Annotated in this window: 14 protein-coding genes; 7 read left to right on the forward strand and 7 right to left on the reverse strand. The window is 66.4% G+C overall.

Annotation, left to right across the window (positions count from 1 at the left end; genetic code table 11):
• The first annotated feature begins 135 nt into the window (after positions 1-135).
• From cmtR to RYL44_RS09095, 5 genes are all read left to right on the forward strand, one after another.
• Entirely contained in the window at positions 136-504 is a 369-nt protein-coding gene (gene cmtR, locus RYL44_RS09075; RefSeq protein WP_003780589.1) for a Cd(II)/Pb(II)-sensing metalloregulatory transcriptional regulator CmtR, read from the forward strand.
• The gene (locus tag RYL44_RS09080) at positions 501-2405 is read left to right on the forward strand and encodes a heavy metal translocating P-type ATPase (RefSeq protein ID WP_314975777.1); all 1905 of its coding nucleotides are present in this window, start codon (positions 501-503) and stop codon (positions 2403-2405) included. The genes cmtR and RYL44_RS09080 overlap by 4 nt, the downstream gene beginning before the upstream one ends.
• A gap of 481 nt (positions 2406-2886) precedes the next feature.
• Positions 2887-4353, forward strand: coding sequence for an SLC13 family permease (locus RYL44_RS09085; RefSeq protein ID WP_314975769.1), 1467 nt, complete (start codon positions 2887-2889; stop codon positions 4351-4353).
• 1 nt (position 4354) lies between these two features.
• Entirely contained in the window at positions 4355-6460 is a 2106-nt protein-coding gene (locus RYL44_RS09090; RefSeq protein WP_314975770.1) for a sensor histidine kinase, read from the forward strand.
• Entirely contained in the window at positions 6457-6927 is a 471-nt protein-coding gene (locus RYL44_RS09095) for a response regulator (protein WP_073983790.1), read from the forward strand. Before RYL44_RS09090 ends, RYL44_RS09095 begins: the two co-directional genes overlap by 4 nt.
• A gap of 104 nt (positions 6928-7031) precedes the next feature.
• Here RYL44_RS09095 and RYL44_RS09100 read toward each other — a convergent pair whose 3' ends face one another.
• From RYL44_RS09100 to RYL44_RS09120, 5 genes are all read right to left on the reverse strand, one after another.
• Positions 7032-7292 (reverse strand): hypothetical protein, encoded by a 261-nt coding sequence (locus tag RYL44_RS09100; protein ID WP_314975771.1) that lies wholly within the window; start codon positions 7290-7292, stop codon positions 7032-7034.
• Positions 7293-7346: 54 nt separating this feature from the next.
• Positions 7347-7952 carry a hypothetical protein gene (locus RYL44_RS09105; RefSeq protein WP_314975772.1) on the reverse strand — a complete coding sequence of 202 codons (606 nt, stop codon included), beginning with the start codon at positions 7950-7952 and terminating at the stop codon, positions 7347-7349.
• On the reverse strand, positions 7945-8265 hold the full coding sequence (locus RYL44_RS09110) for a hypothetical protein (RefSeq protein WP_129582558.1): 321 nt from the start codon (positions 8263-8265) through the stop codon (positions 7945-7947). Before RYL44_RS09110 ends, RYL44_RS09105 begins: the two co-directional genes overlap by 8 nt.
• A 214-nt stretch (positions 8266-8479) precedes the next feature.
• The gene (locus RYL44_RS09115) at positions 8480-9136 is read right to left on the reverse strand and encodes a hypothetical protein (protein WP_314805929.1); all 657 of its coding nucleotides are present in this window, start codon (positions 9134-9136) and stop codon (positions 8480-8482) included.
• A gap of 106 nt (positions 9137-9242) precedes the next feature.
• Complete coding sequence (locus RYL44_RS09120) at positions 9243-9992, reverse strand: NADPH-dependent oxidoreductase (RefSeq protein WP_314975773.1); 750 nt, start codon at positions 9990-9992, stop codon at positions 9243-9245.
• Positions 9993-10015: 23 nt separating this feature from the next.
• Between RYL44_RS09120 and RYL44_RS09125 the strand changes: the two genes are divergently transcribed.
• Together RYL44_RS09125 and RYL44_RS09130 are read left to right on the forward strand one after the other, a co-directional pair.
• Positions 10016-10951, forward strand: coding sequence for an alpha/beta fold hydrolase (locus RYL44_RS09125; RefSeq protein WP_314975774.1), 936 nt, complete (start codon positions 10016-10018; stop codon positions 10949-10951).
• 67 nt (positions 10952-11018) lie between these two features.
• Positions 11019-11414: a hypothetical protein gene (locus RYL44_RS09130; protein ID WP_084795827.1), complete on the forward strand. Its 396-nt coding sequence runs from the start codon at positions 11019-11021 to the stop codon at positions 11412-11414.
• 68 nt (positions 11415-11482) lie between these two features.
• On the opposite strand, the gene RYL44_RS09135 is transcribed toward RYL44_RS09130, so the two are convergent.
• Positions 11483-12001: a GNAT family N-acetyltransferase gene (locus tag RYL44_RS09135; RefSeq protein ID WP_314975775.1), complete on the reverse strand. Its 519-nt coding sequence runs from the start codon at positions 11999-12001 to the stop codon at positions 11483-11485.
• Positions 12001-12309 carry a type II toxin-antitoxin system TacA family antitoxin gene (locus tag RYL44_RS09140; RefSeq protein WP_314975776.1) on the reverse strand — a complete coding sequence of 103 codons (309 nt, stop codon included), beginning with the start codon at positions 12307-12309 and terminating at the stop codon, positions 12001-12003. The genes RYL44_RS09135 and RYL44_RS09140 overlap by 1 nt, the downstream gene beginning before the upstream one ends.
• Between the last annotated feature and the right edge of the window lie 194 nt (positions 12310-12503).

Genomic DNA, 12503 nt, shown 5'->3' on the forward strand with positions numbered 1-12503 from the left:
CCCCCTACCACAACACCTGGGACTAACCCCAGCAACACGAAATGTCCTATAACCCCACGAGGGCAAGCGCGCGCAGCGCGTGCGGCAGCCGCGACAACTGGACATTAGGTCAGCGGCTGCTGTATAGTTCAGCGCATGCTGACCATTGCTTCGCGTCTCGACGTCATGAACCGGCTCGGCCGGGCCATGGCCGACCCGACGCGCTCCCGCATCCTGATGTCCCTGCTCGACAGCCCGAGCCACCCCGCGGTGCTCTCGCGCGAGCTGGGGCTGACCCGCTCGAACGTGTCCAACCACCTGACCTGCCTGCGCGACTGCGGGATCGTGGTCGCCGAGCCCGAGGGTCGCCAGACTCGCTACGAGATCGCCGACCCGCACCTGGCCGCGGCGCTGACGGCACTGGTCGATGTGACCCTCGCCGTGGACGAGAGCGCGCCGTGCATCGACCCGGCCTGCTCGGTGCCGGGCTGCTGCGCCGCGAGCAGTTCGGGGGACGCCTCGTGAGCGCCGCCTGCGGCTGCGACGAGCCGACGACCGGCCCCGCGGACGAGGCAGAGGAGGCAGAGCGCCCGTGGTGGCGTGATCCCGGCCTGGTCGTGCCGATCCTCTCCGGCGTCGCGTTCGGTACCGGCCTGGCGCTGGAGTGGTTGGGGCTGCACATCGCGGCGCTGGTCGCGTTCTGGGCGGGCCTGCTGCTGGGCGCGTACACGTTCGTGCCCGGTGCGATCCGGAATCTCGTTGTGAAGCGCAAGCTCGGGATCGCGCTGCTGATGACGATCAGCGCCGTGGGCGCGGTGATCCTCGGCTACGTCGAGGAGGCGGCCGCGCTGGCGTTCCTCTTCTCGATCGCCGAGGCCCTGGAGGATAAGGCGATGGACCGCGCCCGCGGTGGGCTGCGCGCGCTGCTGAAGCTCGTGCCGGAGACCGCGACCGTGCTGCGCGACGGGACCTCCGCCTCGGTCCCGGCCAGAGAGATCGCCGTCGGCGACGTGCTGCTGGTCCGCCCTGGCGAGCGGGTCGCGACCGATGGGCTGGTCCGCTCGGGCCGGTCGAGCCTGGACACTTCGGCGATCACCGGTGAATCGATCCCGGTCGAGGTCGCGCCCGGAGAAGCGGTGTCGGCGGGCGCGATCAACAGCGCCGGCGTGCTGGAGGTCGAGGCGACCGCCGCGGGCACCGACAACTCGCTGACCACGATCGTGGAGCTGGTAGAGCAGGCCCAGGCCGAGAAGGGCGACCGAGCCCGGATCGCTGACCGGATCGCCCGCCCGCTGGTGCCCGGCGTGATGATCCTCGCCGTCCTCGTCGGCGTGCTAGGGTCCCTGCTCGGTGACCCGGAGACCTGGATCACCCGCGCCCTGGTCGTCCTCGTCGCGGCCAGCCCCTGCGCGCTGGCGATCGCGGTGCCCGTCACCGTGGTCTCCGCGATCGGCGCGGCGACCAAGTTCGGCGTCGTCATCAAGAGCGGGGCCGCCTTCGAGCGCCTCGGCGGCATCCGGTACCTGGCCGTGGACAAGACCGGCACTCTGACCCGCAACCGGCCCGAGGTAACCGCCATCGTCGCCGCCCATGGGTTCGACGATGCGCAGGTGCTTGCTTGGGCTGCCGCCGTGGAGCAGCACTCGACGCACCCACTCGCCGCCGCCATCGCCGCCGCGGGCCGGGGAACCCCCGCCGCGCAGGACGTGGCCGAGGAGGCCGGGCACGGCATCGGTGGCCTGGTCGACGGCCGCAGGGTGGCGGTGGGCAGTCCGCGCTGGATTGACGCCGGTCCGCTCAAGGCCCGGGTCGAGGACCTGGAGGCCGAGGGGCAGACCTGCGTGCTCGTCACCGTCGACGGCTTCCTGGCCGGGGCGATCGGCGTCCGCGACGAGCTGCGCCCCGAGGTCCCCGAGGTCGTGCGGACCCTGCGCGACCAGGGCGTCGAGGTGAGCATGCTCACCGGCGACAACTCCCGCACCGCTGCTGCGCTGGCGAAGCTGGCCGGGATCGGCGACGTGCACGCCGAGCTGCGTCCCGAGGACAAGGCTCGCATCGTCGCCGGGTTCTCGGAGACGTCGCCGACCGCGATGATCGGCGATGGCATCAACGACGCGCCCGCCCTGGCCGGGGCGACCGTGGGCATCGCGATGGGCGCGACCGGCTCCGACGCCGCGATCGAGTCCGCCGACGTCGCCTTCACCGGCCACGACCTCGGCCTCATCCCGCAGGCTCTGCGCCACGCCCGCCGCGGCGGCAGGATCATCAACCAGAACATCGTTCTGTCCTTGGCGATCATCACTGTGCTGCTGCCGCTGGCGATCACCGGCGTGCTCGGCCTGGCAGCGGTCGTCCTCGTGCACGAGGTCGCCGAAGTCGTCGTCATCGCCAACGGACTGCGGGCTGCGCGTGCCCGCAAGCAATAGGTGTTCCGTCCAACGCCATAACTCAGACATGCGCTACGAGACCCCCTCTATCTCGCCGAGGAGGCCGCCGCCCTGGACCTGATCGCCGACGGCCACACCGCCCTCGACGCTCATCAAGCAGCTGAGCCAGGACCGCGCCCTCGCGGAAGCCGACACCCTCCTCCTGACGATCCCCAACCAGCTCGGATTCGAGGAAAACTGGTCGATTATCCGCAACTTCGCAGAGTATGTGGCCCCCGCGCTCGGGTGGGAGCCGGCCCGTCCGGGTGTCCTTCCGACCGGCTACGACATCGACGAGACCGAGTAGGGGGTCACGCCACCGCGAGTGGGACCCGCGCGCGGGGAGCAAACCCGTTGGCGGTGATAGCGTCAAGCCGGGGTGAGCGACCGCGTCCGTGCTGCTTCCCCGGTTTCACTTTTGGTGTGGGCTGGCCTACACTAATTGGACAGTATCCACGCAAGACGACGAGGTCTCTTCGTAATGGCTCGACGCTCCAAGGGCGCGGTGTCAATTAATCCGCGCTCCGCCCAGAATATGTCCACCCGACCGGCAGATTTCTCCAAGAAGAAGCAGAAGGTGAGTCCGGTCAAGGCGTTCGGCGCTATCGGTGCGCTTGCCTGCATCGTGGCATCCCTGTTTATTCAGCTTCCGGGCCTGGATGTGTCAAGCACCCGCATGTTCGGTATCTTCCTGGCGGCGATCCTGCTGTGGGTGACGGAGGCGGTGCCCCTGGCGGGCACGGCGGTCCTCGTCATTTTCCTGGAGGTCCTGTTCATCTCGGACCACGCGCTGCTGAGCGTGGGCGAGGGGGCCCCGGCGTACACGAAGTTCTTCGGGGCCTTGGCCAACCCGGTGATCATCCTGTTCCTGGGCGGCTTCATGGTCGCGGACGGCGCCGCGAAGTACAAGCTGGACCGCGCCCTGTCGGCGGTCCTCCTCAAGCCCTTCATGGGCAAGCCGCGCCTGACGGTCATGGGCGTCATGCTGATCACCGCGATCATGAGTATGTTCATGTCGAACACGGCGACCACGGCGACGATGTTCGCCGTCATGATGCCCGTCATCATGGCCCTGCCCGAGGGCAAGGCACGCACCGGCATCGCCCTGTCGATCCCGGTCGCCGCGAACGTCGGCGGCATGGGCACCCCGGTCGGCACGCCCCCGAATGCGATCGCGCTGGGCGCCCTGGAGAACGCGGGTGTGACGGTGACCTTCCTGCAGTGGATGCTCGCGGCTGTCCCGCTCATGCTGGTGCTCCTGGCCCTGTCGTGGGCGTTCATCGCGTGGCGCTACATTCCCTCCGACGCGACGTTCAACATCGACACGTCGGCGCGTTTCGAGAAGTCGCGCAGCGCGATCATCTTCTACTCGGTCGCGGGAGCGACGATCCTCCTGTGGATGACGGAGTCGCTGCACCACATTTCAGCCAACGTCGTGGGCTTCCTGCCGGTCGTGGTCCTCCTGATGACGAAGGTGATGAGCGGGGATGACCTGCGCGCCCTGGACTGGCCGGTCCTGTGGCTGGTCGCGGGCGGTATTGCGCTGGGTTCGGGCGTGTCCGCCACCGGCCTCGACAAGTGGATGCTCGGCTCGATCCAGTGGGCCTCGATCCCCGGCATGCTCCTGATCTTCGTCCTGGCCCTCGTGGGATGGGTGACCTCGAACGTTATCTCGCACTCGGCGTCGGCGAACCTGCTGATCCCGATGGGCATGGGCCTGGCGACGACGGTCTCGACGAGCGCCGCCGAGATCGCCATCGTCATCGCGCTGGGCTGTTCGCTGGGCATGTGCCTGCCGATTTCGACGCCGCCGAACGCGATCGCGTATTCGACGGGCACCACGCCGACGCGCGAGATGGCGATCGTCGGCGTCGTTGTCGGCATTGTTGGCATTATCCTCCTGGCTTTCGTGGCGCCGCTCACGTGGGGATTCATTGGGGTGATGTGACGTGTCCGTGAACGAGGCCGTGGCCGGCTCGGGCGATCAGAGCCCGAGGCCGGGGCTGGCCCACGGGTGGACGCGGGGGGCGGCGGCGGAGGACGCCTCGGTGCTTGCTCGAACGGACGTGCGCAGCGGCGGTCATCGGGCGGGCTACCCGATTCACATGCTGGTCGTTGGGGACGATTCGCGGCATATCGCGGCGCCGGTGACCAGGGATCTGTCGCACGCGTTCCCGTACCTGTGCCTGGATCGGGTGGATGGCGTCGAGGATTTGGCCGCATACGAGGCGAGCCTGCGCCCCGGTGATCATGTGCTCATGGGACTTGTGACGTCTGAGGTCCCTAACATTGACGCCCTGATTGACCATGCGGCCACGATTGCGCCGTTGGAGCACGTCCAGTGGGTGGTCGTTACGGACGAGTCTGAGCATCGCGACCTGACTCACTGCATGCAGTCGGGGGCGCTGTCGTCGGTGTTGAAGGCACCGTGGACGGTGCCGCTGCTGGCAGGTCAGGCGTATTCGACGATGGTGCGTTACCTGAGCGGGTGCGGCTACTCGCAGCGTCAGATTCGCGCGCTGATCGCGGACCCGCCGCCGTTCGCGGTGCAGGGGCCGCTCCTGGAGGGGCTGGATCGCGACGAGCGTGAGGTCGTCATGGAGCTCCTCGCGGGCGTCGAACGCGTGCTTGGTCAGCGCCCGCGCCTCATCGTCCCTGAGGGCACGCAGCTGGTCACGCAGGGGGAGCCTGTGGGTGCCGTCTACTTGGTGCTTGACGGGCAGGTGTCCTTGCATCGAGATTCCTCACGCGGCGAGGTGCTCGCACACCTGGCCACGTCGGGTCCGCTGATTGGCCTCGTGTCGTTGGCCCGCGCGGAGGAAGCATTTTTCACTGGGGTGACGACCAGCGATGCGACGGTTGTTCGTTTGACGACTGAGCAGTTGCAGATCGTCATTTCGGAGGATCCGTCGATCGGTGGGACGTTGACGGCTCTCGCGATTCGTTCCCTGACGCGTCGCCTGATGCGCGCCGAGGACTTGCATTTGGAAAACGCGATGCTCGCCGAGGACCTCGAAGCGCAGAAGGAAGCGTTGGCGGCCACCCTTGAGGATCTGCGGGCTACTCGCGCCGAGCTGGTTGAGCGTGCCCGCTTCGCGATGCTTGGCGAGCTGAGCGCCGGCATCGCTCACGAGCTCAACAATCCGGTGACCGCGCTGGTGCGCGCGGCGAAGCACCTGCACGAGGACGTGGATTCCGTGCTCGCATCCCCCGCCACGGCCTCGTCGAGGGAGGCCATGTCCCGCGCCCTCACCGCGGCGCCGCGCTCCACGTCGGTCGAGCGCGCCCTCATGAAGGAGCTCCTGCCCGTGGTCGGTGACCGCACGCTCGCGCGTCGCCTGGTGCGCGCGGGTGTTCAGGGGGCGGATGGGGCGCGTGCGCTCGCGCAGGTCCCGGGCGGCATTGACGCCTACGAGGCGGGGGCGCGCCTGGGCGGCTCGCTGCGATCGGTGCTCGCCGCGGGTGATCGCGTCATCGAGTTGACTCAGTCCCTGAAGGGTTACGCGCGCCCCGACGCGGAGGACCTTAAGCCCGTGGACGTGCGCGAGGGCATTGACGACGTGTTGCGGCTGACCGCCCACAGGGTGCGGGGCATCCGCATCGAGTGCGACTATGAGGACGTGCCGCTGGTCCTCGCGCATCCGGCGAAGCTGCAGCAGGTGTGGACGAACCTTATTGTGAACGCCGCCGAGGCCATTGAGGATGAGAACGCGGACCTGGTCGCGGCGGCGGAGAGCGCGGGGGGTGTGCCCGAGCTGCCCGCGCGCGGCGAAGCTGAGGCCCTCATCCGCATTACTGTGCGCCCCACGCCCGAGGGTGTTGTCGTCACCATCTGTGACAATGGGCCGGGCATTGACCCGTCAATCGTTGACAAGATCATGGAGCCCCACTTCACCACGAAGGCGGGGCGCGTCAGATTCGGGCTGGGAATGGGCATGTCCATCGTCCGAAGTATCATCGCCGACCACAGGGGCACCCTTGTGATCGACTCTCACCCGGGGTCCACTACGATGCGGATCTCGTTGCCCACCCAACCACACGAGGAGGAATCATGACCCTGACAATTCTGTCCCTCGAGGACGAAGCGGACGTGCGGGATGCGCTCGAGCGCGATCTTGAGCAGTTCTGGGACAAGATCCGGCTTGAGGTCGCCGAAGATGTCGATGACGCGTGGGCCGTGATCGACGAGATCGTTGAAGATGGGGACGAGCTGGCCCTGGTCCTGTCGGATCATCGCCTGCCCGGTAAGTCCGGCGTGGATTTCCTGGTGGAACTCATGAAGGACGACCGTTTCAGTGCGACCCGCACGGTGCTGGTTACTGGCCAGGCGGACCAGTCTGATACGATCCGCGCGGTCAACCATGCGGGATTGGACTACTACATCGGCAAGCCGTGGAACCCGGATGAGCTGCGCGCCGCCGTGCGCGACCAGCTCACCGAGTACGTCCTGGAGGCGGGCGTGGACCCCTTGCCCTACGTGAGCGTGCTCGACGGCGTGCGCGTCATGGAGGCGATCCGCTAGACGATGCGCGCAAGGCCTGCCGCGCGACCATCGTCGGTCGGGCGGCGGGCCTTCGTTGTTGGTGCGTGCGGCACGAGGCTGGGGTGAGGTGCGTTCGTTACCGCTCAGTGGAGGGTCAGGAGCGTGGCGATGGTGCGTTGCGGCAGGCGGGTCTTGCGGTGCAGGATGACGGTTGCTTTTCTCCTGTTTCCGCGCGTTTCGCGCATGGCCTCGTTGGCGAGCCTGTTGAGATCCTCGTAGGTGTGCTCATCCATGTACGGGGGGCGCCTGCCGGTGACGCGTCGCCCCACGAACCACGCGAGTCCCGCGAGGGCATACATGCCGACCCCGAGGGCAACTATTGACACGACTGCGGTAATTGTCATTGTCTGCCTGATTCCTCTCGTCGTCTTACTAGCGATGAGAATCGCGTCGCCGCGTCACGCCTGGAAGTTGCCTGTGGGCGGCGTATTGGGCCGCTGGTAGTTTGTTGGCGCGCCCGGCGCTGCGGGGCGCGCGCCCCGCTGGCCGAAGGGAGCACCGGGAACGGGAGCACCGGGAACGGGAGCACCGGGAACGGGAGCACCGGGAACGGGAGCACCCTGCATGGGAGCTCCCTGCGCGTACGCATTGCGTGCCGAGGTCGGTGCTGGCACACCTCGGGCAGGGGCGGCGCTCGACTGAGCAGGGGCAGCGCCCGGTCTCACGGGGATCGGACCCAACTGTGCGGGTGCGGCGGCGACCTCGCTGCACACCAGCATCTGCGCGGCGTCGATGGGAAGCGCGCCAGCCGAGGAAACGTACTGGATGGTTGGAAGGATGCCGATGGAGGGAACCAGCTGGTGGATGTGCGCCATCAGCAGGGGTTCTTCCCGGCGGATATGTTCGATGTCGTAGTTGTAGAGCCTCGCTAGGCGCGTTCGCTGCGCCTGCGTGATTCGCTGCTTCGTTCCCACGACGTACAGGTAGCTGAGTGGGAGAAGAATGAGGAGGAAAAAGAACCCGAAGAAGATGATGAGTGCAAAAGGAAGGTTGTCGTCAGTCATGATCGGTGTAGAGGGAGAGGAGGGTATCGATGGTCGTTCGAGGGAGGTGGGTTTTGCGGCATAGTTTGCGTGCGGCTTGTTCATGGTTGCCGTGAGTGTCCGCGAGGGTTTGCCGCACGAGGGGATCCAGTTGTGAATACCGGTATGTCAGGATTCGCTGTTCGTAGCGGAGGCCGATGAATGTGGCCGTCGGGGACGCGATAACAAACATGACGGCCATCATCACGCCGAACATGGCTAGCAGTATGCCTGAAGCTGCTGATGTCATGGTTGCGTCTGCTTTCTGATCGTCTGCCGCGCGCAATTGGGTCACGGTGGATCCGTTTTGCACCGGGTGGTTAATGTGTGAGTTGTTTCCATCCTATGAGGTGATGGGCGCGCGGGTCCAGTCTTGTGAGACGGGATATGGGAGGACGACAATCGGCTCTCGACCACTCGACGTGGCCAGTGTTGATGGTTCCAGCAAAGGTGTCTTGGCCGCCTCGTCCACCAACGATGGTGAGCGTGGCGCCGTTGCGTGGTGGCTGTTAGCCGTTGGCTCGTGCCTGGCCCGGGTCGTCGCACATCGTGATGCCCTGGAAGCCGGCGGCACCCAGCACCTGGAAAATATCGTCGAGGAGGACCATCGGTTCGGCGGTGCCGGCCGCGAATTCCGGGTGTCGGATCTCGATGGCGGCCATGCCGCGCGGGTCCGTGACCGGCTCGGTGTCGAACCTCTCCGACAAGAGCTGGTTTGCCTCCTCCAGGTCGGCGGGGGAGCCGAACGCCCAGGTGACGGCCTTGTTGCCCGCCCCCGTGGGGGTGCGGTGAATGTACATGCGGGTCATGAGGATGCGGCGTCCGTGGCGCGGGAACACGTCTCCCACGCGCATAAACAGGGCGATGTCGGCCAGCTCGCCGCCCAGCGACGAATCCACCAGCGCGTACCCGTAGGCGCCGATGCCGCGCAGGGTCAGGGCGTCCGCGAGAAGCCCGATGACCTCGTCGCCGAAGGGTTCAGGCTGGAAGTACACGCCTTCGCCGACCTTCGGAGCATCCGGGCCGAGCAGCGTGATGTCGAAGCCCGCGTCCGCCAGCGCGTCCCGCACGAGCGCAACGTTGTGCTCGGGGAAGGGATGCAGCGCGGCCGCGTTCGCGGCGATGCGCTCGATAAATGCGTAGGTGGAAAAACCAAGCTCAGCCATGCGCTCATTGTAGGTGCGCGCCCATGCCCGCATGCGACGAGGCCGTGGCGCCCCGGGCGGTCAGGTGACCACGTGGGGAGGCCACGGCCTCGTCAATGAAGGAGAGTCAGCGCAGGCACAGGCCCTGCTCGTGAAGGACCTCCATGATGGGGGAAACGTGCGCGCCACCCACGCCGATGTTCGTGGCGACCAGGTGCGAGAAAGACTCGAGGCGCGAACCCGAGCGCAGGTCGTAATACTCGGTGACCTCACGGTCGTAGTCGGCCAGCGTCTCGGAGTAGGACTCGACGCGCGGATACTTGTTCTCAGCTGTCATGACGGAGCGCGGCATGCGCGGCTTCTGGCCCGGATCCTGGTCCGGGTGGCCCACGAGCAGGCCGAGAACCGGGAACGTGAGTTCGGGCAGCTCAAGCACCTTCACGACCGGGCGCGGATCGGCGAGGATCGAGCCGAGGTAGACGGTTCCCAGGCCCATCGACTCGGCGGCTACGACCACGTTCTGCGCGGCCAGCAGCGCATCCTCAAGCGCCGTGAGGAACAGGTTGATCGACCCCAGGGCCTCCGAGGACACGCCCTGCTCGGCGCGAATACGGCTGTTGCGGTACAGGTCGGCGACGAAGATGAACAGGTCGCCCTTCGTGCCGCCCACGTAGGGCTGGCCGGACGCGGCACCGATCGCCTCGCGCACCGTTGGGTCCGTGATGTGCAGGACCGTGCAGGACTGCAGGAACGAGGAGGTGGCCGTGTGGCGGGCCACCTCCATGAGCGTGGTGACCTCTTCCTCGGTGAGGGGCTGGTCCTTGTAGGCGCGGATCGTGCGGTGGGCGAGCTGGCTCGCAATCGTCTCGTTTGTCATGCGTTCATTCTACGATTAGGGGCGTGAAACGAATAGAGCCTTTTGGACCTTTTGCGTTGGCAGCAAACGTCACGCCCGTCGCCGTCCCCTCCCCGGCCGGAGAACTCAGTGGCCTGGTGACCGGCCCGAGCGCCCCCAGCCTCGTCGACGGCACCCCCGCGATCTCGTCGGCCTCGGCCCCGGAGGCAGCGGGGGAGAGCCGCGCGCTTCTCGTCCCCGGCTACACGGGATCCAAGGAGGACTACGCGCCCGTCCTGCCCTTCCTCGGGGAGGCGGGCTGGGACGTCCTCGCCTACTCGCAACGAGGCCAGGGCGGGTCCGCCGCTCCCGCCGGCCTGGGTGCGTACGGGATGAGCGACTTCGTCGGTGATCTTCTCTCCATCGCCGACGCCTGGGCGGGGACCACGGGTCGCGTCCACCTCGTGGGCCACTCCTTCGGCGGCATTGTCGCGCGCGCGGCCGTCGTCGCCCGCCCCGACCTCTTCGCCTCCGTCACCCTGTTCTGCTCGGGGCGCACCGTCTACGACTGGATGAACACCCTGCCCATCCTTGACCCCCTGCCCGCGGGTCCCGGCGCGCGCGAGCAGGTGCTGCGCACCTACTTCCCCGACATGACGTTCGACAAGCCGAGCGTCGGGTGGGCGGAATTCCAACGCGTTCGCGCCCTGGACACGGCCTCGGAAAACCTGGTCGGCATCGCACGCATCCTCTCCCAGCTGCATCCCGACACTCCTGCGCTCGCAGCAACGGGCGTGCCCGTGCACGTGCTGTACGGGGACCAAGACGAGGTGTGGCCGCCCGCCTGGTACGCCGAGGAGGCCTCTGATCTGGGTGCGCGCGAAAGCATCATCCGCGGCGGCGCCCACAGTGCGCAGCTGCAGTTCCCGCAGCAATGGGCGCAGTGTGCCACCTCGTTCTGGGCAGAGGTGGAGTCGGGGGCGCTGGTCTGGTCCCTGTGACGGATGTCGTCCCAATAGTTGGCACTGCGGCGTAGTTCTGTGAAGGTCGCTGCTTATGATTGAGGATATGAATAAGCGTTCCATCATCACAGCAGTGCTCGCACTCGGCCTGGGCATCACCGCCCTGACTGGCTGCAGCTCCAATTCCGGCGCCAACTACGTGACGCCCAGCAACGTCGGGACCATCACGAACACCATCGCAGAAATCAGCGATCAGGGCGTGAAGGTCCCCGTCAAGCGCGATCTGAAGGTCGTGCTCCCCGAGTCCGATCAGGCTTCCGACTACAAGGTTGAGGTGTCTGATCCTGAGACTCTTTCCGCGGGTAAGCCCGACAAGAACATCATCACTCTGCATCCCCTCAAGGTGACCGGTGAGGACGCGGATCCCGTGACCGTGACCATCACCGACAAGGACGGCGTCGCCACCGACTTCAAGGTGACCGTCACCGAGGGCGCCAACTGAATCAACCGCACACAGGGCCCGGGATCTTTGATCCCGGGCCCTGCCGTATTGGTGCCCGATCGGGCATCTCACAGAGCGTCGATGAACTCGCGCATAGCGCGCAGCGGCAGCATCAGGTGGTTCTCCGCTCCCGGGCAGGGAACAAACTGTGAGGATTGGCTGAGGTAGAACTCGCGCGCCTGGTCATTGGCGCAGTGGACCAGGAGGGCCGCGAATCCAACCTCATTGCTGAGCTTGTAGGCTCGCGAGAGAGCGTCCTTGAGGAGCACTGCACCGATGCCTCGTCCCTGCGCGCGCTGATCGACGGCAAGACGTGCAAGGAGCAGGACGGGACACGGGTCCGGGCGTCGACCGGGTTTGAGAGCATCTGGGAGTTTGTGACGTTCTTCTGCTCCCATCGCCAGGGCGTAGAAGCCGAGCGTTTCGGGTTCCTGCGTTGTGACGAAAACGCGAGCATTTCCGGCGCTGTGATTCTGCCACGCGAAGCGGTGGAACCAGTCGTCGATCTCGGCGTTTCCCGACTGGAAGCGTGATCGGTCATCCCTCCGCTCAAGGGGGCGAGGCTCCTGCAGGACTGATACGTACATCAGTTCTCGGAGATGCTCGGTGTGTTCAGGTTGATGTGAGTGCCGAAGGGCGAGGGGCGATCAAAGAGTTTGCGCAGCTTGGGATCGTCCGTCGGCGGTGCCTGCAGAATCTCTTCGAAGCGGGCGTGGTCCTCTTCGTTCAGGATGAAGAGGCGCTGGTCTGCGAGGCGGCGCTGGGCTTCCATCGTGACGGTGGACAGGATGAAATCGCTGATGCTACGGGCGTCCTGTTCGGCCGCCCGACGAATGAGTGCATCCTGTTCTTCGGTGAGGCGCAGGTCCAGGCGTCGTGTCTTCGTGGTGCTCATGTGAGCCTCTCTTTCGTCTGTACGGAAGTTATCCGTACATGAGCTAGCGTAGCATGATCCGGTGCCAGAGTTAATTTCTTTTGTGTCTTTACAAGTGATGTGCGACATGCTGTTATGACACAGGCCCGGACTGGTTCACGGGCTCTTCGCATTTTGGGGTGTGGGGGGTGGTGTTGGCATGGGGTCGGGGCCTG

This window comes from Actinomyces bouchesdurhonensis (assembly GCF_963540955.1).
In the GTDB taxonomy this organism is placed as follows: Bacteria; Actinomycetota; Actinomycetes; order Actinomycetales; family Actinomycetaceae; genus Pauljensenia; species Pauljensenia bouchesdurhonensis.